The 26,890-nt window shown below is 38.8% G+C and carries 19 protein-coding genes and 2 pseudogenes; 8 read left to right on the forward strand and 13 right to left on the reverse strand.

The features are described 5' to 3' along the window. Window positions 1-136 precede the first annotated feature (136 nt). A pseudogene (locus BQ7997_RS26100) lies at window positions 137-322 on the reverse strand (hypothetical protein); the annotation flags it as partial. Between the two features lie 423 nt (window positions 323-745). Between BQ7997_RS26100 and BQ7997_RS06325 the strand changes: the two are divergent. From BQ7997_RS06325 to BQ7997_RS06335, 3 genes are all read left to right on the forward strand, one after another. Beyond that, the gene (locus tag BQ7997_RS06325) at window positions 746-1,615 is read left to right on the forward strand and encodes a DUF6845 domain-containing protein (RefSeq protein WP_073344603.1); all 870 of its coding nucleotides are present in this window, start codon (window positions 746-748) and stop codon (window positions 1,613-1,615) included. Window positions 1,616-1,813: 198 nt separating this feature from the next. Continuing rightward, on the forward strand, window positions 1,814-2,617 hold the full coding sequence (locus BQ7997_RS06330; RefSeq protein ID WP_073344605.1) for an AraC family transcriptional regulator: 804 nt from the start codon (window positions 1,814-1,816) through the stop codon (window positions 2,615-2,617). A 94-nt stretch (window positions 2,618-2,711) separates the two neighbouring features. Beyond that, a complete protein-coding gene (locus tag BQ7997_RS06335) occupies window positions 2,712-3,077 on the forward strand; it encodes a VOC family protein (RefSeq protein WP_073344607.1) in 366 nt (121 codons plus the stop codon). A gap of 127 nt (window positions 3,078-3,204) precedes the next feature. Here the strand turns inward: BQ7997_RS06335 and BQ7997_RS06340 are convergent, their stop codons facing one another. After that, window positions 3,205-4,062, reverse strand: coding sequence for an AraC family transcriptional regulator (locus BQ7997_RS06340; protein ID WP_073344610.1), 858 nt, complete (start codon window positions 4,060-4,062; stop codon window positions 3,205-3,207). Between the two features lie 312 nt (window positions 4,063-4,374). Between BQ7997_RS06340 and BQ7997_RS06345 the strand changes: the two genes are divergently transcribed. Next, window positions 4,375-4,599, forward strand: a complete 225-nt coding sequence (locus BQ7997_RS06345; RefSeq protein ID WP_022137951.1) for a winged helix-turn-helix domain-containing protein — start codon at window positions 4,375-4,377, stop codon at window positions 4,597-4,599. Between the two features lie 263 nt (window positions 4,600-4,862). On the opposite strand, the pseudogene BQ7997_RS06350 reads toward BQ7997_RS06345, so the two are convergent. After that, window positions 4,863-6,175: pseudogene (locus BQ7997_RS06350) on the reverse strand (amino acid kinase family protein). A gap of 444 nt (window positions 6,176-6,619) precedes the next feature. Between BQ7997_RS06350 and BQ7997_RS06360 the strand changes: the two are divergent. Both BQ7997_RS06360 and BQ7997_RS06365 read left to right on the forward strand, forming a co-directional pair. Then, window positions 6,620-7,912, forward strand: coding sequence for an MATE family efflux transporter (locus BQ7997_RS06360; protein ID WP_073344615.1), 1,293 nt, complete (start codon window positions 6,620-6,622; stop codon window positions 7,910-7,912). A 42-nt stretch (window positions 7,913-7,954) separates the two neighbouring features. Further along, the gene (locus BQ7997_RS06365) at window positions 7,955-8,662 is read left to right on the forward strand and encodes a TIGR02757 family protein (RefSeq protein WP_073344857.1); all 708 of its coding nucleotides are present in this window, start codon (window positions 7,955-7,957) and stop codon (window positions 8,660-8,662) included. A gap of 37 nt (window positions 8,663-8,699) precedes the next feature. Here BQ7997_RS06365 and BQ7997_RS06370 read toward each other — a convergent pair whose 3' ends face one another. The 4 genes from BQ7997_RS06370 to BQ7997_RS06385 form a co-directional block, all read right to left on the reverse strand. Further along, the gene (locus tag BQ7997_RS06370) at window positions 8,700-9,386 is read right to left on the reverse strand and encodes an N-acetyltransferase (RefSeq protein ID WP_073344617.1); all 687 of its coding nucleotides are present in this window, start codon (window positions 9,384-9,386) and stop codon (window positions 8,700-8,702) included. Window positions 9,387-9,510: 124 nt separating this feature from the next. Then, window positions 9,511-11,076: an IS66 family transposase gene (tnpC, locus tag BQ7997_RS06375; RefSeq protein ID WP_159436740.1), complete on the reverse strand. Its 1,566-nt coding sequence runs from the start codon at window positions 11,074-11,076 to the stop codon at window positions 9,511-9,513. A 77-nt stretch (window positions 11,077-11,153) separates the two neighbouring features. After that, window positions 11,154-11,561: an IS66 family insertion sequence element accessory protein TnpB gene (gene tnpB, locus BQ7997_RS06380; RefSeq protein WP_235817251.1), complete on the reverse strand. Its 408-nt coding sequence runs from the start codon at window positions 11,559-11,561 to the stop codon at window positions 11,154-11,156. Next, on the reverse strand, window positions 11,509-11,886 hold the full coding sequence (locus BQ7997_RS06385; RefSeq protein ID WP_235817250.1) for a hypothetical protein: 378 nt from the start codon (window positions 11,884-11,886) through the stop codon (window positions 11,509-11,511). Before BQ7997_RS06385 ends, tnpB begins: the two co-directional genes overlap by 53 nt. A 413-nt stretch (window positions 11,887-12,299) precedes the next feature. Here BQ7997_RS06385 and BQ7997_RS06390 point away from each other — a divergent pair, with 413 nt between their 5' ends. Both BQ7997_RS06390 and BQ7997_RS06395 read left to right on the forward strand, forming a co-directional pair. Next, window positions 12,300-14,186 (forward strand): McrB family protein, encoded by a 1,887-nt coding sequence (locus BQ7997_RS06390; protein ID WP_073344620.1) that lies wholly within the window; start codon window positions 12,300-12,302, stop codon window positions 14,184-14,186. A 3-nt stretch (window positions 14,187-14,189) separates the two neighbouring features. Next, window positions 14,190-16,481: a DUF2357 domain-containing protein gene (locus BQ7997_RS06395; RefSeq protein WP_073344622.1), complete on the forward strand. Its 2,292-nt coding sequence runs from the start codon at window positions 14,190-14,192 to the stop codon at window positions 16,479-16,481. A gap of 88 nt (window positions 16,482-16,569) precedes the next feature. Here BQ7997_RS06395 and BQ7997_RS06400 read toward each other — a convergent pair whose 3' ends face one another. The 6 genes from BQ7997_RS06400 to BQ7997_RS06425 all read right to left on the reverse strand — a co-directional run bounded on the left by BQ7997_RS06400 (window position 16,570) and on the right by BQ7997_RS06425 (window position 26,853). Then, window positions 16,570-19,110, reverse strand: coding sequence for a zinc-dependent metalloprotease (locus BQ7997_RS06400; RefSeq protein ID WP_073344625.1), 2,541 nt, complete (start codon window positions 19,108-19,110; stop codon window positions 16,570-16,572). A 17-nt stretch (window positions 19,111-19,127) separates the two neighbouring features. After that, complete coding sequence (locus BQ7997_RS06405) at window positions 19,128-20,033, reverse strand: hypothetical protein (protein ID WP_073344627.1); 906 nt, start codon at window positions 20,031-20,033, stop codon at window positions 19,128-19,130. Window positions 20,034-20,040: 7 nt separating this feature from the next. Continuing rightward, a complete protein-coding gene (locus BQ7997_RS06410; RefSeq protein WP_073344630.1) occupies window positions 20,041-21,507 on the reverse strand; it encodes a RagB/SusD family nutrient uptake outer membrane protein in 1,467 nt (488 codons plus the stop codon). A gap of 13 nt (window positions 21,508-21,520) precedes the next feature. Beyond that, window positions 21,521-25,057 (reverse strand): SusC/RagA family TonB-linked outer membrane protein, encoded by a 3,537-nt coding sequence (locus tag BQ7997_RS06415; RefSeq protein ID WP_073344632.1) that lies wholly within the window; start codon window positions 25,055-25,057, stop codon window positions 21,521-21,523. A 7-nt stretch (window positions 25,058-25,064) separates the two neighbouring features. Beyond that, window positions 25,065-26,033, reverse strand: a complete 969-nt coding sequence (locus BQ7997_RS06420) for a FecR family protein (RefSeq protein ID WP_073344635.1) — start codon at window positions 26,031-26,033, stop codon at window positions 25,065-25,067. A gap of 253 nt (window positions 26,034-26,286) precedes the next feature. Beyond that, the gene (locus BQ7997_RS06425) at window positions 26,287-26,853 is read right to left on the reverse strand and encodes a sigma-70 family RNA polymerase sigma factor (protein ID WP_083589179.1); all 567 of its coding nucleotides are present in this window, start codon (window positions 26,851-26,853) and stop codon (window positions 26,287-26,289) included. Window positions 26,854-26,890 lie beyond the last annotated feature (37 nt).

The raw sequence follows: 26,890 nt of genomic DNA on the forward strand, positions 1-26,890 counted from the left end.
ATTTGGAGATATGCAGAAAGTCCGTATCTTTGCAATGTGTTTTTCATAGTATTAGATTTAAGGTTAACAAAAGATTGGCTGTCTGGGATAGATAGCCTTTTTTTATGCCTGTACGTTTGGAAATAGATACAGAATCTTAAAACAATGAATATTGATTATTCCGCAGACTTTTCATCTCCCGTTCTTTCACTACATCATCTTCCGACAAATGCCCGATAAGTAAAGGGGAATTTTTATCATGCTTCTCCATATTATATGCCGCAGTATTATAATTGCCTTTGATGGCATAACAATAGATGCATCCGTTGAGACGGGTTGAAAAAAAACAAATGATACTGGATGGGAGGAACATGTTGTTTCTTTGAATTATGATTGTGAACGAATATGTTAAATGTTAACGTGAAAAGTCTGAATTGTTAACGTGAATCGGAGAGTATTAAACCGTGTTATAATATGCCCTTATTTTACTCTGAAATTTGCTATTTACCCGAAAGATAGTACCTTTGTAATGTGTTTTTTTCATAAGTATTAGATTTAAGGTTAACAAAAGATTGGTTGCTCGTGATGAGTAGCCATTTTTTGTTTTTATACGTCGATGATTGTTTATTCCTTAATTATCGTCAACAACATCTTAAACTTTTCTGCTGTATATAGTTTTAAAGCACTTATCCGATATGCATTGTTTGTCTATAACAAAAAACGATTTTTATTGTTATAGTACGAAAGACTTAATAAACTGAACATTATGAAGAAAAGAATCTTGTTTTTGGGAGCACTCGTAGGTGCTTTCTTATTGGTTTCCTGCTCGGGTGGAAGCAAAAAACAGGCTACGTCCACGGTCACTCCCGAAGAGTTGGATGATGCCAGTAAGGTGATAAACTATTATCATACGTCTCTCATTGTGTTGAGACACGTAGCCAATGCGAAAGATGTGAATGCTGTGTTGGGATATATGGAACAAAACGGAAAAGTACCCGAAGTTGCTCCAATCGCACCGCCGGAAGTTTCTGCAAGGGATACTGCGGAACTGATGAATCCGGGCGCTTATTTTAATGAGGAAGTTCGTCAGAACCTGAAGCTGAATTACAAAGGCTTGTTTACCACACGGGCACAGTTCTATGCCAATTTTGATAAATTCCTTTCCTACCGTCAATCAAAAGAGACTGTGAAAGCTGCCAAACTTTTGGAAGAGAACTATCAGCTTAGTGTAGCAATGTCCGAATATAAACAAGTGATTTTTGATATTCTAAGCCCTCTGACGGAACAGGCGGAAAAGGAACTTCTGGCTGACGAGCCGCTGAAAGACCAAATCATGGCTATGCGTAAGATGTCGGGCACTGTGCAAAGTATAATGAATCTCTATTCCCGTAAACATGCGATGGATGGTATGCGGATTGATGTGAAGATGGCTGAATTGAAGAAGGAACTGGAAGCGGCGAAGAAACTTCCTGCCGTCACCGGATATGATGAAGAACTGAAGAATTATCACAGTTTCCTTTCTTCCGTAGAATCGTTTATGAAAGATATGCAGAAAGCAAGGGACAAAGGTGCTTACTCGGATGCGGATTACAACTCAATGTCCGATGCCTACGAATACGGTCTTTCTGTTATCTAAAGAAACAGCTTCCTGCTATCCTGCCACTATTGGCATGATAGCGGGAGTTATTGTTAATAATATTTATATCCTATATAAGAGAATGTCCCGTTTTTACAATACATTATCCGGCAAACTTTCTACTTTTGCGGTTGCAACTTGAAAAAACGGTTGCAACATAAAAAACGGTTGTAACTTAAAAAATAGAAAGTCTGTCGTATGCAATCATTCCAAATTGTAACCCCTGTTTCCGTATTGGCTCCTTATATCCGGCATTACTGGATATTGCAGGATGATGCGACGGCCCCCGTTTCCGAACGGACGCTGCCTGTTGGTTGCATCCAGCTTGTGTTTCACAAAGGCAAGCGGCTTCTTTTGCAGAACGAATCACGGTTGCAACCGCAATCGTTTGTTTGCGGGCAGTCGGTCGGCTTTTCCGATGTGGTATCTACGGGCAGGATAGAGATGATAACGGTTGTCTTTCAGCCTTATGCGGCAAAGGTACTGCTTCACATTCCCATCAACTTGTTTCACGGGCGGAATGTGCCTATGGATGAGGTGGAAGACACCGGACTCTCGGATTTGTCGAAGCAAGTTGCTGATACTCCCGACAATACGGCTTGTATCCGTCTGATAGAACAATTCTTTCTCCGTCGCTTATATTCTTTTTCCGAGTATAATTTAAAGAGAATGTCCACTGTCTTTGAGGAAATCAACAGTCAGCCACAGATTCAAATTTCTCAGTTGTCCGAAGCGGCTTGTCTGAGCAGCAAGCAGTTCGGTCGGATTTTTGCCGATTATGTGGGGACAACTCCCAAGGAGTTTATCCGTATCGTACGTATGCAGCGCGCGTTATTCCTGTTGCAACGGAATCCGTCTGTCCCTTTCGCCCGGCTTGCCTATGAGTGCGGGTTCTCCGACCAGTCTCATATGATAAAGGAGTTCAAGCTTTTTTCAGGCTATACGCCTGTCGAATATCTTTCTGTTTGTGCTCCTTATTCCGATTATTTCTCCGAAATTTAGAAGATGTCCCTTTTTTCCTATCAGGGCTTGGCGGGTTGCCCTACTTTTGCAGTGTCTTTGCAAAGGCTTAGTAGTAACCATAAAAAGAAACAAAATGAAAAAGTTTATTGCATTTTTTGAAATTCCTTCTGTTGATTTTCTCCGGGCTGTTGATTTCTACGAAACGGTGTTGGATGTGCAACTTCCGGTTTCTGAATGTGAAACAGAGAAAATGGCGTGTTTCACCGAAGAGGGGGAAACGGTCGGAGCTATTTTCTATGCACCGGACTATCTTCCTTCAGAGAAAGGAGTGATTATCTCTTTTCATTGTGAAGATATTACCCTGACATTGGATAAGGTTCTTCAGAAAGGTGGAAAAGTCGTGATTCCCAAAACGAAAATAGAAGTGGAAGGCAGAGGATGGTTTGCCCTGTTTACCGATAGCGAGGGGAATCGAGTGGGGCTCTATGCCGACAAATAACAGATAAAAGAGAGGAAGATTATTTGTACGGAGTAATTGCCATTCGTCAGGAATGGAAATGAGCTGAGTTAGTGCAGGTGTACTGTGACAAAACGGTACACCTGCATTTTATACTTCTTATTTCGTTTTATTCCACCGGAATATAAATCTCCGTCAGCAACTCTTCGGGAGCTGTATCACGGGGATTGTTCAGATAGCGTTCGGCACTGGCCTCGTCACGCAATGTACATTCCATTTCAGGAAGGTATTTCGCATAAATCGTATCATATACGGCTTGCAGATTGTCGTACGAACCTTTGTAAAGGAAGATGGCATAACGTCCGGCAGGGATTACTTTGAATCCGATGTCACTTTTGGGAGTCACTTTTGCCGGTACGACCATACATACATCTGTACGAAGTTTGTCGGCAGGTGTCACTTTCGGATCGTCGTGATAGATACAGAGCGGGCTGAAGTCCCCCATCGGTAGTTTGTGCTCCTGGATAAACTGGAATAAACGCATCCATGTTCCGCAGTAGTCGTTCAGTTTGTAGTCTCCTGACAGGCGGATATAAATCACATTCCGTTCGGATACATTCTTAATCTCACTTGTCAGTTCCAGGTCTGGCCTGATAATCGCTGGTTTCATAATTACAAAGTTTTTATTGTTTCGATATTCTAAAGGTGAAATGCCATAAAACTGCCTGAACACTTTCGACAGTGAAGAGGGAGATGAATATCCGATGCGATAGGCGATATCGGCAATCGGAATATCCGAGTAACGGAGTAAACGTGCGGCAGCTTCCGTCCGCGTCCGGACAATAAACGTGCCAACCGGCTCACCGAGAAATGCTTTCATTATCCGGTGAAAGTAAAAAGGAGAAAAGTTTGAGATTCTGGCCAGAGATTTTAAATCAATCTCTTCTCCCAAATGCCGGTTGATATAATCTATCACGACATTCACACATTTCTGATACTCCTCTTTCGTTGTCTTTTTCTGTTGCATAACTTGTTTTTGATATTTCACTTCGCAAAGGTATTGGTAAAAAAGGGAACTAACTTGTCCGATATTGCTAAAATGCAGATTTTCTATTTCTTATTCCTTTTCCCCTTTGTTCTGTTTTGAGAATTTATCTTGATACTTTTTGTGCTTTCCTGTGGTGTTATAGTGTGAAAATTGACCGGATATTTAACCGTTGGGAGTGAAAAATGTTTTGATGTTTTAAATAATGTCAAAACCTAAAATAAAAAGCCCTTTTATGTTATAATCTATTATTAAAATCACTATATTAGAACCGAATTATTAATAAAAATAGCCATGGATAAAACAATTGTAGGGAAGAATGCCGGAAAGATTTGGTGTGCCCTGAAAGAAATTGGTGAAATTTCGATACCTGAATTGGCAAGAAGATTAAACCTGAGCGTTGAAAGTACAGCATTAGCCGCCGGTTGGCTGGCACGGGAGAACAAAATTTGTATCCAGCGAAAAAATGGATTGATAGCCTTATCCGATGAAAGCGCTTTTCCATTTAATTTTGGATAACTGCTGATTTTGTGAGTAAATGTCTTCGGGTTTTCATAAACTTATAAGTAAGGAAATATCGGTACAAAGTATTATAAGTTGAATTTGAATCTGAAGAGTTTTTATATTTAAAAGAGTCGCTCTGTTATTGAGTGACTCTTTTATTGTATAATAGCTATGGAACAATGTTGCTGTTTTTCTTGATATGGATAAAATATGTATACTTTTTTACCTTTCCGTATGGATGATGTCAGGGGTACAAAAGTTGTGGCGTTGCTTTTGAATCAGGCTGCGCACTGGTTTCCGAAGAATTGTCTGGATAGTGAGTTGATAAGCCTGTTCTTATCTGTGGTGTGCACGGATAATGTGAAACAGTGATCGCTTCCCCCGTACGAAATGAGGGATACGGGAATGTCCTTGATGGTGTTCATTATATGACTTTCCACTTGGGTGCGTTCCCAATGAAGCGAACCGATGATGTGTATCACAGACATATTTTCGTCTATAACCATTTCGGCATACTTATGCAGTTCCCTTTGGAGCATTCGCAGGGTATCACTGCTGGCTGTCAGCATCATGGAGATAGATACGTTGGACGAGGCCATTGAAACAACGTTTATTTGATATTTGTTGATGACTTCCAGTAATTTGCCCATTAGCAGATATCCGGGCAATACATTCAATGATGTAAAGCGCACAAAGGTGGCCGAGTCCTGCGAAAGTATTGCTTTAACACTGTCTCCTGTGTCGTGGGAGGAAATATAGAGCCGTTCGGTTGTCAGGTCGTGGATATCTGTCAGGCGGATAGCTATATTGGAACGTGCCGCAAGAGTGATGCAGTCCGCATAGAGAAGGTGTACTCCGCTGTTAATCAGTTGTCCGGCTTCCGTATAAGTCAGTGAGTGCTGCTCTCTCCGGGAGTCCGGTTTGCGTAGACATGGTTGATTTGGGTTGACAGAACGATTTCATCCGCTTTGAATATGCTGGCGAGCACTGTTGCGTAGTAGTCGTTGTGGCTTTCACTTATGAAGTCTGTTTCACCATATACATTTTTGCAAATAGAGAGCGGAGCGACAAAAATATCTACATCCCGATTTTCATCAATATATCGGCGGATAGATTCCTGAATATAGGGGATATCCGGTTTTCTTTCCAGATCGATTTGCATAAATTTACCGGTGTCCAGAGTCTGGGCACGAACCCCCTGTTGGCGTAAGCAGTAAGTGAGCAAATCTGTGGATAACCTGTATATTTCAGCCTTTATTATTTTATCAATCAGTAAATCGGCCTTGTCTTCTACCAAGGTATGTATCTTTTTTATGCATTCTTGGATATGGGTTTTCATATCCTGATTCAGTTTCGGTTCTGTGACGAGATGATCGGTCAGGGTACGGCAATATTCTTCAATGGCATTAACAGTGGCGTGGGAAGCTTCATCTTCCTCGTGAAACCAACTGACGGAGATGTCCTGCATCCATTCTTGTAACCGGGTCAATACAGGAAGTACGGCTACATAAGGATATTCTTTCTGAATACAGTTGATAACTTGCCTTATTTCATCCTCATCTTTTATTTTTTCAAATTTGCAAACTTTCATTGTTGTCTGATTATTTATGGGTTGCTACTCTTTTTCAAAATGATATGCCTTTTTTCAAAAGGGAATGATTGGAAAGCATCATTCTTTTGCTTTGAAATCAAGTATATCACTATAAATCAATTTGTTAATCTTATAATCAATACCTGTGAGGCATTTTCTTACTATAAATAATCTGCCAATACCATACCACATTGGGAAATGAAAATAAGATTTGCTATCTTTGTTGCGTAATTGATTGATAAACCAACAATATTCATCTATTTATGAAACTCTGTATATAGCTGCGCTCAACGAATAGCATACTTCTTTAATAAAACTATTCAGCTATTAGACAGGCAGATACTCGCCTGTCAAAGAGTTTTATATCCATTTTTGTAAACTTACGAAACTGTGTACTGCTATGGGAATGTGGTATGCCGTATCGTGTTATTTTTAAGTTGAGCGATGAATTATACATATAAGCAAATATGGCTTATCAACTTTCCTGTGATGATGAGCATACTCATGGAACAATTAATCAATATCACCGATGCTATCTTTCTGGGGCATGTGGGAGAAGTCGAACTCGGAGCGTCCGCACTTGCCGGAATCTATTATTTGGCCGTTTATATGCTGGGCTTCGGATTCAGTATCGGGATGCAGGTGATGATTGCCCGTAGAAACGGAGAACAGCAGTATAAAGAGGCAGGGCGTACCTTTTTTCAAGGATTATATTTTCTGTCAGGGTTGGCAATCATCCTTTGCCTGCTGCTCCACTTTGCCTCTCCCTTAATCCTGCGACAGTTGATAACTTCCGATGAAATCTATCGGGCAGTGATTCAGTATCTGGACTGGCGTAGCTTCGGACTGTTGTTCTCATTTCCTTTTTTAGCTTTACGCTCCTTTCTGGTAGGGATAACAAATACCAGAGCATTATCCGTAGCAGCTATTACAGCTATCTGCATCAACATTCCTTTTAACTATTTACTAATTTTCAAATTGGATTTGGGTATATCAGGAGCAGCTATGGCTTCTTCTTTAGCAGAGCTTGGAGCCTTTGTCATGCTTCTATTATATATGTGGACGAAGATAGACAAAGTGAAATATGGATTAAAAATAGTCTACGACAGGAAGTTATTAATGAAATTATTAAGACTTTCTGTTTGGAGCATGCTCCATGCCTTTATCAGCGTTGCTCCCTGGTTCCTGTTCTTCGTAGCTATCGAACATTTGGGAAAGACAGAGCTTGCTATCTCTAATATTACCCGTAGCGTTTCTACCGTTTTCTTTGTGATAGTCAACTCTTTTGCATCCACTACCGGTTCATTAGTCAGCAATCTGATTGGGGCGGGGCAGGGGAAAGAACTTTTCCCCGTTTGCCGTAAAGTTCTTAAATTGGGCTATGCCGTGGGACTTCCACTGATAGTTCTGGCTCTTTGGGGCAATCAATGGATTATCGGATTCTATACGAATAATGATTATTTGGTAAAACTGGCCTTCTGTCCTTTTATAGTCATGTTGTTGAATTATATATTTGCATTGCCCGGATATGTTTATATCAATGCTGTTACGGGGACAGGAAAGACACGGCTTGCATTTGTATTCCAGTTAGCCACTATTTTGGCGTATTTGATTTACCTGTATCTGCTGAGTGAATATTTCCATGCTTCCCTGACTGTGTATATGACAGCAGAATACCTGTTTGTCATTCTCTTGGGAATACAATCTGTTATCTACTTAAGGAAGAAATCCGGCTAGAATATGTACTTTTGTACTTTCAATATTAGATACATTCTCAAAATGACTGAAGATATAAAGAATAAACTATTAATGTGTGCGGAGATTTACCATTGCGCAGACTTTATAACAAGCGACCCGGTACAATTTCCTCATCGCTATACGCTGAAACAGGATATTGAAATCAGTGGCTTGCTGACCGCAATTATGAGTTTCGGCAATCGCAAACAGATATTGAAGAAAGCGGACGAGTTGCACAGGCTAATGGGGGATTCGCCTTATCAGTATGTGCTGTCCCGTCAGTGGGAGGTCGATTTTCCTTCGGGAGGCGCCAATAGCTTTTATCGTATGCTGTCGTATGCCGACTTTTATGGATATTTCCAGCGGTTGTATGCAGCCTATACACAGTTTGAAAGTTTGGAAGAAGCCTTGAATGCGTACTCAGGAATACCTATGGAAAAGTTGTGCTCATTCCTTGAAGTATCCGCTAAAAGTCCTCAAAAGAAACTCAATATGTTTTTGCGTTGGATGATTCGTCAGGATTCGGCCGTTGATTTTGGAATTTGGAAAAGCTTTGACCGCAAAGAACTGATTGTACCTTTGGATACACATGTCTGTCGGGTAGCCCATTATTTCAAGTTGACGGATACAGAAACCTTCTCTCTGAAAAATGCCCGTCAGATAACGGCAGCATTGGCTGAGGTCTTTCCGGATGACCCTTGCCTGGGCGATTTCGCTCTGTTCGGCTTGGGGGTGAATGGGGAGATTTAATGTATAATCTGATAAAATCAGAGAATTGTTGACTTTGTTAGGATAGTTCGTTAATATTTATTTTGTCTAATTCGGGGTTTTGAAAAGCAGGATTTAAATAAAAGTATTCACTTCGTTTATAGCGTTTAAATCCCATTTTCTTATAAAAATTGTATAACTGTTTTTTTGCGATATTACTATCCTGTTCCATTTGTTTAAAATTCATTTTAGTATTCCATTCACTATCCTGTTTAGAAGAGTTAGGATGACTAACTTCTAATTGTAATGGAAAAGCTTTTAGGATTGCAATTCCATATGAACTATTTAACCTAAGCAGAATATCTTTCGTGATGAGTCTACCATACCCTTTTCCGCGATATTCAGGTAAAATTTCAATTCGGTCTAAATATAGAATATTTGAGTTGGATGATTCGTCGATTTCTTCTTGCCATTCTTTCTTAAAACTATTAGTATCGTAATCAAATAATAGTCCTCCTAATTCTTTATGATCGAGTTGGGAAAATAAATCATCAACCCAATAATTGTCTTCTATACATAGTTCCCATAAGAAAAGTTTAACGTTTACTTTTCCTATTAGTGAAGCACTTTCTTTGTCGTTTTCGTCTATTTGAATTTCATATACGTCGATGTTGTATTTATTGATATAGCGCTCTTCTTCAATATTTCCAGTGCGTGATGATAAACTATAGTTTAATCTTAAGAATGTAATAATGTCAGTGTCCATAAATAAAGTATTATTGATTTGCGAATATAGTGATTGTTTGTAAGCATTCGGTAAACCACGTTGCAAATATTGTGAATTAGTTCCGAATCGGTGCTATTCGTAGTTAATTCGGAACTAATAGTATCTATTCGGAACAAGTTTGATTGGATTTTGCCCAATTACGTGGTAGAAGTTCTGTCATATCCTTTTTATCCCTTTCATAATATGGGATTTTACTCAGGACATCTTCCATCCAGATTCTAGGGTCTACTTCTGCAGACTTGCAGGTGGCTATCAGAGAGTACACGATGGCAGCCCTGTATGCGGATGCGTCGTTGCCGCAGAACAGATAGTTCTTTCTTCCCAAAGCCAAAGGTCTTATGACATTTTCTATGCGGTTGTCATCAATTTCTATTCTTCCATCGTTTACGTATCTGGAAAGCCTGGGAAGAAGCGCGTACGTATATTCGATAGCTTTACCCATGCGGCTTTTAGGAAGCACTCTAAGATAAGCATCCTGCAGCCACTTTTCAAATTCAAGTATCAGCGGATAGGCCTCACGAATACGTTTTTCCTTACGCTCTTCAGCTGTGAGTCCGGCTTCACCGGCATCAGACTCTACCTTGTACAGCCTACCGATGTAATGAATCGCCTGTGTGGCCAGCGTCCTGTTTTCTTCCAGGGCATCCACGTACTTCCTTCTGACATGTGCCCAACAGCCGACCAGAGTGATTCCTTTCATCTGCTCAAACTGTTCGTAAGCTGCATAGCCATCGCATTGCACAATGCCATGGTAGCATCCCAGCAGTTCACGGGCTACCATACCCGAACGGCTGCCACGGTCATAATGGAACATGACGTCTCCCGTGATGCCGTCGCGCACGCACCACTCATACCCCTTTTTCGCTTTATGTTTCTCATTGTCCATCACAGGAATGACACTCTCGTCCACTTGTATATAATCACTGGAGAGTATCTTCTGTTTGAGCAGGTTGTACAGCAGCTTGAGTTTCTCCACCGCCATTTCATACCATCCGCACATGGTAGATTCGCTTATGCTAATTCCTGATTCGCGATACTGCTGTATCAAACGGTAGAACGGGAGATGATACATGAACTTGCCGATGATAATGTCTGTCAGAACCGAGGAGTCTGCCATACATTTGCTGACCGGAACAAGAGGTAGCGGGTGAATCAGAATCTGCCTTTCCTCGGGGTATTTCTCCATATCGGATTTACTTATCACTTTGTGACGGACGGTCTTCAGAATATATACTTTTGCCGGAACACGTTCCAGGCGTGAACTCTCTTCCTTTCCGATTTCAATGAAATCATCCTTAAGCCTGCCTTCCTCGTCTGTTGTCCCTTCGGGGTAAAGATCAATAATCTCTACAGGCAGTGAGGAAGTGTCCAGAGACTTGCGGACCGGTTTTTCCTTTACTTTTATAGTTCTGGTGATTTCTTCTTCACTCTTGCGGACTTCCTCCTCAAGCCGGGATATTTCCATGGAGGACATTGCTTCCTTTGAGAACAGAAACAGCTGGTTGGGATCAAGCGGAAGACTCTTCTCGCTCATCCGGCCAAAGACTTTTTTCCGGAGCCAGTACAGGGATTGTTCCAGCGAGGAAACCCTGCTGATAAGCGCCGCTTTATCCTGACGGAGCTTCTCAATTTCTTCCAATAAGGCTTTTTCCTGTTCTTCTGTAAGCATCTGCATCTCATTGTTTCACAATGTAAATATACTAAAATCCCATGGCATACAAAAGCGAACGGAGTAAAAAGCCGGTACTATTTTCGAAGCTTTTGCAGGTTTTCAAGTCTCGTGCGTCGCGAATCGCGGGCTTCCATGATACCCTCCACAATCATGACAAGTTCTCGCCATTCTATATTTGCACAGACCTCATTATCGCTGGCAGAATCAGGCTTACCTAAAGTGCCGGCTTCCAGAAGTTTGGAATACAGCACCATGCCGCCTGGCTCCCAATGCAGGAGTTTTATACGGTCACGGGTACGGTTTATGAAGATATACACGTTGCCGTTGCAGGGGTCCTGACCCATGGCGTCTGTGATGATACCGCTGAGGGTATGGAAGCTTTTGCGCATATCAGTCGGGCGGTTATACAACAGATAGCGCATACTGTCATTAAGGCTGAACATGGTTGCAGGACTGGATGATTGAAAACAGTTCCTTTTCATTTAGCTCACCGCAAATGCGTATGGCACTACCACCCGGTGTACGTATTTCTATCTCTTTCAATCCGCTTGGCGTAGCCGGTGTACTTTTCTGTTTCCGTCCGGTTGTACCGGCAAATGAAGGAACCGGAACAAAAGATCCACTGTGCGGGAGCTCGATAAACTCACCTTGAGCCGTTTTACCCGATGATTGCTCGCCGGCATAACGGGATTTGCTGTCATAAAACCGCCATACAGGGATGTTGAGTTCCTCTAATCTTGACTTATAAGTCACTTTGTGCTCTTTGCAGTAGTTCATTATCTCTACTACTTCTTCTCGTGTCATCATAACTTTGCTTTTTGGACGTAAAGTTAATGACGGAAGTTTGAGGAAAAAATACGTGGTTTACCGAATGCTTACGATTGTTTTTGAGAATGGAATTTTTTTTCCTGTTCTTTTAAGAAAATGTATATCAGATAGCGACCACATTGGCTTGAAATTTTTCCAAATGATTCTTGTCTAGGTAATTTGGCCTTATTTGATTATAACTGAGAAAGTCGATTTAATTTGTTTGTTTCGGGTGTAAAAATGATGATTAGGGCTTTTAATATACCCCTTAGGGTATAGTGCGATGATAGTTGTTATTATAACACCCTGTAAAATAATAATTATGATATACCCGTTTGTTGTTTGATTTTTCTAAATAATTTGTACTTTTACGGTGATTTAGTTAGGAAGTTAAAAGTACAAATAACTTTATTATGAAAGAATTACCTAGAAACATAAAACGCGATGATATTCTTCAGGGTATCCGTAAAATAGAAGAAGAGGGTATTCCACCTCAAGCTCATTCGTCCACTTATGATCTGTTATACAATGGAAAAAGGTTTCCACCTAAATTGGTTTTGGCTTATGCTAATATTTTTGCAAATGGAGAAGAATTAGATCGTAATGAATTTGAAGGCGGAAAAGGTACTACTTGTTTTAAGATATTGAAAGATAATGGTTTTAAAATAGTTTTGAAGAGCGAATCCAATTCTATATCGGAAACATTAGTAAAGTTTTTGGAACAAGCTAAAGGTAATAGTTTGAAAACTAAGGATTATATAAGGTATTTTGATGATTTGCAAGTGAAAGTAAGCTTTGGAATGGCTAGTTTAGCACGTGTACCATGGATTTCTTTTTTAGCACAGGGACAAAAAACTAGTAATGGAATATATCCTGTATATCTCTTTTACAAAAAGTATAATATTTTGGTATTGGCTTATGGCGTCAGCGAAGGGACTGTGCCAGTTGTTACCTGGAATTTAGATACTAATGTAGAAACGATTAATTCCTATTTTAAAAAAAGAAATATAATACCGGATAGATATGGAGATTCTTATGTTTATGCGGTGTACGATACAACCAAACTTTTGAATTATACTTTAATTGAAGAAGACTTGAAAAGAATAATAGCCCAGTATAAGAACATAATAACTTCAGATAAAAACTCGTTGATTACTTTATCTGGTCAAAGTAAAAAGTACGACGAGAAAGATTTTGAGCCTGAATCATTTATGAACGATTTAAATTCTACAGGGCTTGTTTTCTCATCAGAGTTTGTTTCTCGTTTTATCTTGTCATTGTTGACAAAGCCTTTTGTTATTTTAAGTGGTTTAGCTGGTTCTGGTAAGACACAATTAGCTATGATGTTTGCAAAGTGGATTTGTGAAGATATAGATAAACAGGTTTGTATGATTCCTGTTGGAGCAGATTGGACAAATCGAGAATTCTTGATTGGATATCCCAATGCACTGGAAAAAGGGGCTTATGTAAAACCAGATAATGGAGCATTGGATCTTATAATAGAAGCAAACAAGAATCCAAGAAAGCCATACTTCTTAATTCTTGATGAAATGAATCTAAGTTATGTTGAACGTTACTTTTCTGATTTTTTGAGTGTAATGGAGTCAGAAGAAGGGATTCCTTTAATGAAGAATTGTATAGATAAAGAAATTACTCCTGTTATAAAATTGCCTCGTAACTTATTTATAATAGGAACGATTAATGTAGATGAAACGACTTATATGTTTAGCCCTAAGGTTTTAGACCGTGCTAATGTCTTAGAATTTCGTATTATGGAGAAGGACATGAAAGATTTCTTGCAGAAGCTTCAGCCTATTCATAAAGATATTATCAATAATAAAGGCGTTGAGCAAGCAACTTCCTTCGTAAAAATGGCAGTTGATTCTTGGGGCTTGCAAATCTCTGAAGAGCATAAAGCGTCTATTATTACTTCTTTAGAATGTTTCTTTTATGAGTTGAAAAAAATACATGCAGAATTTGGGTATCGCACAGCCTGTGAGATTTTTCGATTTATGGCTTTAGCAGAGAAAGTTAACACAAAGTTGGAAGGTGATGCTATTGTTGATGCCGCAATTATACAAAAATTGTTGCCAAAACTACATGGTTCTCGTAAGAAAGTGGAACCTGTACTAAAAGCATTATGGAATCTTTGCCTTGTTAAGGGTTCCGAGTTAACCCTGGAAAATACAATAGAGTTTGTTCATAATGACCAATTTAAATATCCGCTGTCTGCAGAAAAAATATGGCGTATGTATTGTGTAGCGTTGGATAATGGTTTTACTAGTTTTGCTGAAGCATGACGTATGGATGAGTTATCAATACATATTGCTTTAAATAATGGTGATTGTACAACCTTATATGTTTTTGCTAGGCGAAAGAATATTTTGTTTAAAAGTGAGGACGCCAAAGAATATGGAGAATCTCCTTTTCAATTACAAGAAGGTTGTATGTATGATTTTGAGCTTGATAAGAATAGCTACTATTTACAAGAAGATAGAGATATTTTAACTAATAGCAAAAGTCGCCAAGCAATTAGTCGTGGATGTATATCTACAGGAATTTATGTGGGTACATATAGTATTGATGTTTTACAAAAAGAGGATAATAAAAAGGTAGGTGAGGTTGCTTTTGAGATTCGTTCCGCCAAAGTCGGTTATCGTGATGACTACCGTAGAATGTTAGAGGATATCACAGAGTTTTGTACAGAGCTACTTATGCAGCAAAGTTCTCCTGTGATACAACGTTATGAGGTAGATATAACTAAAGATCCTAGATCTGATTATCAGCGTTTTGCTTTTGTTCGTTCGATTGTTGATAGTGACTCTTTTGCAGATGCGATGTATCAGATTCAATTGTCTCCAGTTAAGAGATGGATTGATTCAGAAGAAGAAAGGCAACTTTGTAATGTAAAACGTTGGGGGCAACATACGCTAAGGCAACTTGCTCGTGCAACTAATAGAGTTTCTTTGTCTAATCAACATCCTTTGAAAGATCGTTTCGATACATTGCCACGCTGCGTGCCTGTTGCTTTTAGAAAAGAAACTGCTGATATTCCAGAAAATCGTTTTATAAAGTATGTGTTGCGTTCATTTTTAACATTTTGTTCTTCTATACAACATCATTCTAAGGCTGGACAACGATTAAAACAGGAAGCTTCTTTAGTTTGTGAGAAGTTATTACAGTATCTGTCATATCCTTTGTTCCGTAATATTTCAGAAATAAATGTATTGCCTTTAAATAGTCCAATTTTACAAAGAAAAGAAGGGTATCGGGAAATCTTTCAGAAATGGTTAATGTTTGATATGGCTGCTCGACTTACTTGGCAAGGTGGTGAAGATGTGTATGGAGCTGGAAAAAAGGATGTTGCCAGATTGTACGAGTATTGGCTTTTCTTCAAATTATTAGATGTTTTGAGCCAGAAGTTTCACATTCCCTCAAAAAGTAAAGAAGAGCTCATTGATTGTAGTAATGAGTTAAACCTAACCTTAAAGCAAGGTAAAGTGATTATGTTGAGTGGCATATATGAGACAGATAGTCGTAAATTAAATATATGTTTTTCTTATAATCGAACTTTTAATTATACAGATAACTATCAATTATCAGGAAGCTGGACTCGGAATTTTCGTCCCGACTATACATTGACAATATGGCCAGGAGACATAACTAGTGAAGAAGCTGAACGAGAAGAGTTGATTACGCATATACATTTTGATGCGAAATATAGAATAGAACAATTATTTCTTCGTGACAATACAAATAAGAATAATGATGAAGTATCCGATGACTTATCGGAGATGAAGCGAGAGGAAGAGCGAGGAACTTATAAGCGCGCTGATTTATTAAAAATGCATGCCTATAAAGATGCTATTCGAAGAACAGGAGGAGCTTATATCCTTTACCCAGGAACAGAAAATCAAGTTATTCATGGCTTTCATGAAATCATTCCTGGGCTAGGAGCCTTTGCTATTTCGCCTAAGGATTATGATAAGAGTATACAGGCTTTTCTAACTTTTCTTGATGATGTAGTTGATAATTTCTTAAATCGCACCTCTTTACGTGAGAAGCTAGCTTATCATACATATTCTGTCTTGAGTAAAAATAATAATCGTAGTTTACGTGAGCCTCTGCCAGAACCTTATGGGGCCAATCGCGATCTATTACCTGATGAGACATACGTCTTAATTGGGTATTATAAAAATGAACAACAATTAGATTGGATTCTAAAAAGAAAATTATATAATACTCGTACTGGTAGTGCTAACGGTTCTCTACATTTGAGTAAAGAGGTTATATCTGTGCGTTATTTATTGTTACATGGAGAAGGAGAATTATTGACTGGAAGATTATATAAATTGCTTCCTAAAGGGCCTCGGATCTTTTCGAAAGAAAAGTTGGAAAAAATAGGGTATAAAGAACCTTCGGGAGATTACTATTTAGTTTATAATATAGAAGGAATACCTGAACCTGAATTTGAAGGCATGAAATGGGATATAAGGCTTTTGGAGGGGTATAAGAAAGGTAATTTGTCAGCAAGTGTTTTTGCTGTTTCGTTGGCTGATTTGATGAAAGCTAAAGTTTTTAATGAATCAAAATAGTCCCTTGTTTATTTTCATTAATTTAATGAATTGTACAATAAACAAGGGGCATTAATTGAGGCTATCTTATAACTAGAAAAAGTGTTTTTTATTTTTCTAAAGCTCGCTTGATTTTAAATTCCAGACTGCGATAATGAGCTCGGGTAAATGCATCTCCGCTTCCTGTTTTACTTTTTATTAGATTGTAAGTGTCTATAAGCTTCTGGTGAATTACCGGATTTTTTAACATCTCAATCGTTCCCAAAGTATTCAATTCAAAACCGGCCTTTTGCCATTCTATATTGTCCGTTAACAGTTGTTCTTCCACTTCATTTAGATTCTTGAATGAGAACATGGAGGCCTTTTTATTGGATAATCCTCCGGTATCTAACAGCTTTTCTACATAGGCAACTTGCAGGTTACAGTCATACATATTTAATTTAGCTCCATTCTTGGTCTTTTTCCAAACAAAGTTATAGAAATCATCCATAAAATCGCTATAACGGTAAGCTTGTTGTGGATGTAATTCTTCAAATAAGGCAAGACTGGAGGAGATTGAGTTGAAAAATAGACGGCTGACAATAATTGATTGCAAGGTACTGGGAGAATAGGTGGGACCTATACAATCAATGATCTTCTTGTCAAATATCCATTCCGGCAGCTCCATCATTGTTTCTAAGACGAAGTTTAAGGCTTCCTTTTGTTCTTTCTTCGGAACAAATCTTATTATTTCTTTAGTATTGTCGCGTCTTGGCTCATCCAAATAGATACCTCCTATTGATACCATAGCATGTAGCAAATAACGTTGCATTTGCATAATTACTTCTTTATAGGCTTCTGACATTCGGGTATATTGGAAGTCATCATCTTTTGTCCATTCCGGTAAGTTTTTCATGATGACTTTCAGATTCTTTAGGCCATATTTGCCCGCCTTTACTGCGTCGTCACCAAGATCTTCGGCCTTACATGAAGGGTCTAATTCATTGATGAAAGGCTGTGGACCGTATTTATACATCGGATCATTCTCTTTCTCCTTGATCCATGTATACAGAACTTCCTTTTCTTCTTCTGGAGAAGTTGCTTCATATATAGGTTTATATCCCCATTTTATTGCATATTTGTCATATACTCCCAAGTGAGGAGGCATTAAGGAAACCCCTTTATCCCCGGGTTGGGCAACATAATTGAAACGGGTATAATCCATAATGGAAGGAGTAGTGCCGTATTTTTGGGTGAAAGTGGCGGAACGTAACGAATCTACAGGATATGAATGTGAGGCTCCAAAGTTGTGCATTAGTCCCAAAGTGTGTCCGATTTCATGTGCTGCCACATAACGTAGGGAGCTTCCCATTGTTTCGTCATCAAATACAGCTTTTCGAACGTTGGGATCAACCGCTGCTGTTTGTACAAAACGCCAGTTATGCAGCAACTTTACAACATTCGAATAGAAGAGTACGTCTCCTTGTATGATTTCTCCGGAACGAGGGTCTACGCATGAGGGACCCATTGAGTTTTCTTCGGGTGTGGTAATCATACGGTAACAACTGTAACGGATATCGTCCGGGTCGAAGTTGGGATCATCTTTAGGGTAATCTTTCGCTATAATGGCGTTCTTGAATCCTATTTCTTCAAAAGCTATCTGCCAGTCTTCTATTCCTTTTTTTATATATTCTCTCCATTTATCGGGAATAGCTGTGTCTACGTAATAAATGATTGGTTTTTGCGGTTCAACCAGCTGACCTTGTTTATGGCGTTCTACATCTTCCGGTTTCGGCTGTAAGTCCCAACGATTGATATATGACAATTCTTGTAAACCGTCCTGCTTTTCGGTAAATAGATATTTGTTCTCGTCGAAATATCCGATACGTGAATCACTATATCTTGGACGCATTGTCTTTTCCGGCAGAAGAATGATGTTTCGTGTCATTGTCACTGTGAACGGACCGCCATTGACGGTATAACTCATTAATGATTTGATATTAATGTTCAGAGGAAAACATTTTATCCCTAATATAGCGGATTTGGCAGAGGACAGGCTACCGGACAAAGGTTTTCTTTTCATTAGTACATCCATTATATTTCCGGAACGGAACGGACTGAATTCAGGAACATCCGTGATGAAAAGAGGCGTCATGTCAATGACATAGGCTGATGAGTCCGGCGAAATGCTCTCAATTTTATATGCTTCCCATATAGGATCGGAATAGTTACGTTGAAAGGCTTTATACATGTTGGAAGTTGTATCACATAAATTGCGTAACATTTTTCTATGCATGTATACTTTCTTATTATCTGCAGAGAACGTTACTACTACCGGATTGCGGGGCATTTGTCCGGCAGCTACGTCTTTGTTGTTGCTTGTACTCGAGACTCTGGATGAAATCATAAAATCTCGTGCCATCAGCTTTTTAGGAATTTCAAAATAGTATTTGTCTTTTACTTGATGTATTTTGAACATTCCCTCAGTAGTTTTGGCTCCTTTCAATAACTTCTTGTAATTTGCTGCACTGTCTTTTTTGACAGAGTCGGTTTGCTCGGTCGAAATGTTGTTTTTCTTTTTCTTCTTTTTAAAGATTTGGGACTCTGCGTTAGCCGTCATAATCCCTAAGGCTAACATACCCGTAAATAATACATTAAAAATTTTATTCATATAATATTGTTTTAAAATTATAGTTCTAACTGTGATAAATCAAAGCCATTGGCCAACATGGCTTCTTTGATGATGTCGTATTTCTTCTTCATAATGGGGTAATCGTCGAATATTTCCTGAAGTTCTTCCTGGGTTTTCTCAAAAACGAAGTTCATCCATTGCAATAAGTCCATTTCTTTGGTTGGTGCATAGAGTGAATAGAAGGGAAAATCGGGATCTTCTTCATCGACATAAGAAGAATCGGTATTATAACTGATCAGCCCATAATGATAAAAATCTGTTTCAGCAGGTGACTGATAGCCTAGATAGAAATAACCGCTATAGATATCTGGTTCAATAGCTTCGCTTTCTTCATAAAATATATCAGGAATAGTAAATACACCTCTTACTTCTGACATGTATTTAGCCCAGAAGCTGGCATTAATGTCTGCTCTGATTTTAATAAAGTCTTTTTGCGACATTGTCTTTAAAGCGGAAGTTATATTGCTTACAGCAATAAAGTTGCCGCTTGCATAACTATTTAATATAGTGGTTTCTCCCCATGCATCCATTTGAACCTGTTCTGCCAGGATAATTGAGAAAGGTAAGTTCTTTTTCAAGAAATTATCCGGATACAAATTCAATAATGATTTTTTTAGAAAGTCGATTCCTGCGTTTATGACTTCCTCGCTTTGTTCGGGAGAGGTGATTTTTATACCATTGTCCGAAGTGAAATTGAATTTATAATCAGCTTCTGTCGGATTGGTTATTATTACGGTTTCATATTGTTGGTAAAATTGATATATGAAGTGACGGGTAGGGTCTGTGGAAGCATCTTCCAAAACTCCATATTTATCAGCTTGATCGGGTACATTTAATACATCTTCGTGATAGCAGGAACTGATTCCTGCTACCAAGCTCATTAATAATATAATTTTTTTCATAATAATTCTATTTAATAGGATCATTGGTCGGACGATTAAAAATTTCAATCATTGTATTTCTGTCTCTTTCGCTTTTAGGAATAGGTAGTATGTATAACTCTTTGTCCTCTAACTTGAACTTGTCACCTGCTCCTTCTGTTTCCGTGGATGAATATGTATGTTCTAAAGGCGGGCATCCGTATCTGCGTAAGTCAAACCAGCGGAATCCTTCGAATGCTAGTTCACGGCGTCGCTCTTTACGGACAGTGGCTACGATTCCGTCATTGTCAACCGTTAGATGGGGAGTTCCTGTTTTCATCCGATGGTCACGAAGGGTGTTGATATCTGCCAATGCTTTTTCCGTATTTCCTAGCTCCGCGTAAGCTTCTGCCCGATTCAAATAAGCTTCTGCCAATCGGAAAGCATTTGAATATACGGTGGAAGAGGTTCTGCTCCATTTGGCCGGAATATAGAATTCAATATCCTTTTTAACTGGTCTCCTTTGACTTCCTTTGGTGTGATGGAAGTAATGTGAGAGACGTAGATCTGCCTCATCATATTGTGCTATCAAGTCGGTGGCTACTACCAGATTTCCTTTATAAGTGAAATCTTTTTGCATGTATGATTCAAGGGTTGTAGTCCCATAGGAGAACAATATTTCTTTATTGGAGTAGGATAGGAAAACACTATTATTGCTCTTTTCTTCCGGAAGTTTGTTGAGCCCTTGGGGAGCATTTTTGATCACAGAATCACTATACAATATGGTTTGGGGATAGTCCTTACGGAAGAGGGAAATGCGGGAGGCTAACAAATAAGCACCGGCTAGATTAGGTCGGAAAATGCCTTTCTTGCTATCCGTACTCTTGAAACATTGAATGGCGCGGATTATATCGCTTTCTATTTTCGAGTACACTGCCGCATTCGTGGCCCGTTTCATCATTTTATCCGACAGACTGATTTCATCATTAATAGGTACACATAAATCTTTGTCGGTAGTGGCAGGGTCATAAGGGCGACCGTAAAGGTTGGCCAGCATGAAATATGAAAATGCACGCATGAAGTAAGCTTCTCCGGCTAAATCAATGCGTTCTTCTTCAGTTCCGGTCATATCGTAAATTCCGTCCAGAATGATATTGGTCATCAATATCTTGTGAAAATAAGAAGTCCAGGCTGCATCTGCGGTGAATTCGTTGGATATTCCGACTTCAGGATTTTGTTGCCAGGTGTAGTAAGACCATACGGATTCTCGCCAATCGTTGGATATTAACATGGGGGAACTGCCGTAATAACATTGATCTGCTACATCGTCTGTCATATATTCCAGATAGGGGTGAAGTATTTCGCCGTTTTTCATAACTTCACCAAAAAATAACTCTTTATAATCCTTTACAGATTTAGGAATCATCAGATCTTGTGAGCTTTCTTCCAAAAAATTACTGCATGAAGACAAAGCTGCACACATAAGAAAAAATGAAATGTATATTACTTTCTTCATTATATTACTTTATTTAGAGAATTATATTAAACCGAAGAGAATAAGAACGCTGGGGAGGAATACTACGTGACCCCAATCCTATCTGTTCGGGATCACGTCCTTTCAATGCTTTGTCTTTTAATACGAATACATTACCTGCATCAAAGCTGATGCTTGCCCCTTTCAGATAGATTGGTTTTAACCATTCGGGTTTCAGGTCATAGCGTATAGACATCGAACGACATCTCAGGAAGTTACCGGAAACAACTCTTAGATCGCTTTTGTTATACATATCCCAACCGTTGTCTGCTATCCGATAGGTTATATCTTTGTCTCTGATACTCAGACTCTGGTCTGATAAAACGGGAATGTTGGTAATATTCTCATCGCCCGGATTTCTCCAGCGATTTACAAATTCACTGGACATATTCTGATCCGGATAGGGAAGATTCTGTCCTGAAGCAGAATAGAGATCGTTCAAACGGATTTTGCTACCGAAACTAAAAGAGAATAATGCATTGAATGTTATATTCTTATATTTAAGGTAGGTCGAGAATCCACCATTTAAATCGGGTTCGCGTTTGCCTGAAAGAGTGAACGCACGATCGTACATTTCTTGTTGTGAATGAACAGTAGCATTACCGTCTTCGTCTTTTTCATTTATATCCTTAAATGTGGGATAACCATTAGCATCAAGCTTGTCAAACTTATAGGAATAGAAACTATTGATAGCATGACCGTTGCTGACTAGTGTCCCGGCAACATAATCTTCCCATGTAATAGCTGAGTTTCCGGCATTCAGGACTTTATTGTAATTCTTTCCGGTATTGAAAGACAGGCTCCATGTCCAGTCTTTGGTTTGGACGGGAACAATGGATACTGCCAGATCCCAACCTTTATTTTCTACATCTCCGTCGTTTATGGAAACATTAGTTGCACCGGTCGAAGGTGCTACATTTTTTGTAATAACTTGATCGACTCCTTTCTTATAGTATACGTCCAGTGAACCATAAATCCTGTTATTCCAAAATGCCCAGTCGAGTGCGATGTTATAGGAGCGGGTCTTTTCCCAAGTCAGTTTATTATTGGGCAGTTTATGGAGTGTGGATACATATTCCTGAGATAACGTTTCCAGTGTACCCAGACTGGCTATCAAATTAGGAGTTTGGTCGGGATGAACGTTACCTTGTATACCATAAGATGCACGTATGGCCAGGTCATTCAGGAAATCGGCGTTTCTCATGAATTTTTCGTTGATGATGTTCCAACGGCCTGATACTGACCATATCGGCAGGAAACGTACGCTTTTGTCTTGGCCGAATTTGTTTGAACCGTCTGTCCGTATATTAAAATTAAAGATATAACGACTGTCATAGACATAAGCTGCTGTAGCATAGAAGGAAAGAACATTGCTTTTTGTGTCGGTGACAACATCCGGATGATTTTTTAGTAATGTGCCGTATCTTTTCCATAAAGTAGGATCAATATCTACAAATCGTTTCCCTCTTTCGGGCAAATATCCGTATTGGGTGGATTGTAAGCCGTCGTATTTGGAGGAACGGACTTCTTGTCCGAGACTTCCGGATACCTCATGTTTTCCGAAACTATGGATTAATGATAAATTATTTCTCCATGTGTATGAGGTATGGCGGGTGTTGGTAGTCATAAGTTCACCGCCATACGGTAGTAAACAGTATCGTTCTGCAAAGTTACTGTTCTCTGTGGGATTCGGGAGTGCTACGCCGTATGGAGATTGTCTCATGGAAGATATATAGTAGGATTGTTCATCTGCCCATGTCTCTTGTGATACGTTGCTTCTGTTTAATCCCAATATAGAAGAAAATCGCATCCATGAAGCTACTTTCCAGTCTAGATTTGCCGTTACGTCTATTGACGAATTGTCAATACTGTTTCCACTATGATTCAGTTCGTTTTTGATATTATACATTAAGGTTCCGTTATAACCGGCTTCATGTGCATAGAAGTGGAGGTCGCCGGAAGGTGTCTGCATCGGAATGGCCCGGGAAGTGTTATAAGCATATTCATACGGGTCAATAGATGAATGCGGGTGTTTCGCTTTAGAGAGCGCACCGCTTACTTTTAATCCTAATTGGAGATTACGATTGATTTTAGTGTTTATTCTTGCCAATACATTATAACGTTCTAAACCTTCGTGAATGGTTACGCTTTGATTGTCGGCATATCCTACAGACATATAATAGTCACTGCGTTCGTTTCCTCCGGTGATTGAAACCGAATGCTGATGAGTAAACGCTGTGCGAAATAATAAATCGTACCAGTTGGTGTTTAGCTGTTTTAGGGTTTTAACTTGGCTTAAAAATTCATTATAGTTGATATCCTTATTCCATAAATGTTGCAAAGCACCTTCGTATCCTATATCTGAAGGTTTATAGCTTCCGAACGAGAGACCTCGTTCTTGCATTTCAATGGACATATCAATTCTGTCGGCAGAATTCATCCTGAACATTTTATCGTATGTAGGAGGGGCTGTTATTCCCAATGTAGCTGTATACGAGATAGAAGGTTTCTGGTTTTTACCTCGTTTGGTGGTCACAACGATAACTCCATTGGCGGCTTTTACTCCGTAAATAGCTGTGGCACTTGCGTCTTTTAGAATATCTACACGTTCGATGTCTTCCGGATTTAATGAACCGATAGCATTACCTATCAGATTGATTTTGTCAGGACTGTTTAATTCTTCAGTTGAAATATTGACAGGTTCTTCCAGAATAATGCCGTCTACTACCCATACGGGTTCTCTGTTGCCTGTAATAGATGAAGAACCTCGGATTCGTATTTTGGGAGCTGCACCTGGTGTGGAAGACATATTCATAACGGCAACGCCGGGTAAACGCCCTTGTAGCATTTTGTCGACAGACATGTGTTCACCACCGATTAGTTCGGAACCTTTAATGGAAAGGATAGAACTGGCTAGTTTACGTCGGTCTATTTCTTGGTATCCTGTTATGACTACTTCACCAATGTTTTGAGAATCATCTTCTAACAAAATATTCAGGCTATTGCCTTTCCATGTAACTTCCTGTTGCCTCATTCCTATAAATGAAACGATAAGTTTCAGGTTGTTTTTTCCATTGGAAGCTAATTGGAAATTTCCTTCCGTATCGGTTGTTGTTCCGTTTTTTGTCCCTCTCTCATAGACAGAAACTCCCGCTAAGGGATCTCCGTTGGAGTCAACAACTTTTCCTGTAATATCTTTTTCTACTTTTTTACGTTTGATGATGATGTGTTGGTCACTTTCTATTTCAAAAGTTAGATTACTTCCGGCTAGACTGTGGGATAAAATTTTGCTGATCGGAGCATTTACAAAATTATAGTCTTTGCGAGGTAGAGCGCTAATAGCACTGTTACTGTACATAAAACCGACATCTGTCTGTCTTTTGATCTCCGCAAATACTTCTCGAATAGAAGCATTTTTTAATTGGATAGTGGCTGATTTGTGGGTTTGTGCTATTAATGGCAAATAGCAGAGCCACAATAATGCAAGCAGGCATAACCACTTGACATCTGTTGTTCTTCTTTTTTTCTTCATAAGTCTCTCATTCTTGATTTAGATTCCTTTCGGATATTAATACTACTTTGTTTTTCTTGATTTGTATTTTTAACTCATTCATTTTTTCTATAGCTTGAGCCAGTTTATTAAAGCTTTCATATTTATTGATGTCCATCGTGATGTGAAAGTTGCGGATGTTGTCACTACTGTAGGCAACCTCAATATTGTACCAGCGTTCCAGTTTTTTCATAATGTTCTCTAATGTTTGATTGTCAAAACTAAGACGGTTATAATGCCAGGCGGTACATTCGTAAATGTTGGCTTTGGACAGAACGATATGCTTGTCTTCTCCGATTGATGCTGTATAGCCTACAGGTAGCATTTGGATTTCTTTGGCTGAATGAAGTTCTGCCTTACCTTCTTCTAATGTTACTTTGACATGTTTCTCGTCATCATAGGCTTCTATGTTCAACTTGGTACCTAATACATGTATATCTACTTTTCCCGTCTGGATAGTAAAAGGATGCAAGGAATCTTTATAAACTGTCGCATAAGCTTCTCCTGATAAATTGACAGTTCTGTTTGTTCGTGAGAAATTAGCGGGGATAGTAAGAGATGATTCCGGACCTAAATGTATTAAGGTGCTATCCTCTAATAAAAGTAGATATTCTCCACCACGAGGTACTGTAATGGTGTGGTATAGATCTGGAAATAAGGCGATTGATCTTTGTCGGTTTATCTTATTTATAAATTGACTATAGTTTAAAACTTGATTTTCTGTTTGGGGTAATGTGTATTCTTCTTTGGAAGAGGGAGTATAGAGGACCGCTTTAGAAGTGCCGGCGGTAATGGTGATTTCTCTTGTGTGGAAATTCCGGAACAAATAGCTTCCTGCAAATATTAAGCCGATTAATATAGCTGCTGCTAGCCATTTGTGTTGTGGGCCTCGGGTTAAAAAGTGCTGTGTGTATTTTATATTATGACGTAATTTTTGCCATGAATTGCGATAAGACAACTCGTTTTCATCTAGAATAGCATGTGACAGGAAGTGTCTGGAATGAATTTTTTGGGCTAAAGCTTTATTTAGTGGAGACGTATTTATCCATTGGTTCAGTAACTGTTCTTCTGTCTCACTTAAATTATTGGAGAGCTTTTTTTAAAAGCAGTCTTTTGGCTTCATTTAAATCTATGTTGGTATTCATATTCGGTTATCTTTTTTATACTAGACAATCGAATATGAGTTTGGTGTAATAAGAAAATGTATTTTTCTATCGAAAAGATAGGAAAAATAATAAAAAGTCTTTCAAACGTTTTTTCATGTAGTGGTTAGCATTGTTGATGTGTTTTTTAACAGTATTAATAGAAATATAGAATTCTTCAGCAATCTCTTTTTGTGATTTTCCATTTAAACTAGCGGCATATACACGACGGCATGAAGCCGGAAGTTCTTCGAAAACCTGATTTACCGCTTGATAAATTTCTGATTCAATAATCTTATATGTTATTTCCTGTTCTATTACTTCCCCATTATTGAGGGTGGTTTCTGAGTATTCTTTAACTATTTTGTCATGCTTTATATAGTTAAGTATAGAGCGATAAAGTGATTGAAATAGATAGTGTTTGAAGGCAGCTTCACTTATGTGATTCTCTCTTCTTTCCCATATTTTGAGCCAGATGTCTTGAATCAGATCCGAGACTACTTCTTCGTTGGGAAGATATTGCATACCGAAATATTTTAATGAACGAAAATTCTGTTTATACTGCTGTTGAAACACATTTATATCGGATAGATTAATCCATTGATCTTTTTGTTTTACAGATGACTTAATTTCCATTATTTAGATATCGGTTTTTGATTTTTTGGCTCAAATA

This window comes from Bacteroides congonensis (assembly GCF_900130125.1).
Taxonomy (GTDB): Bacteria; Bacteroidota; Bacteroidia; order Bacteroidales; family Bacteroidaceae; genus Bacteroides; species Bacteroides congonensis.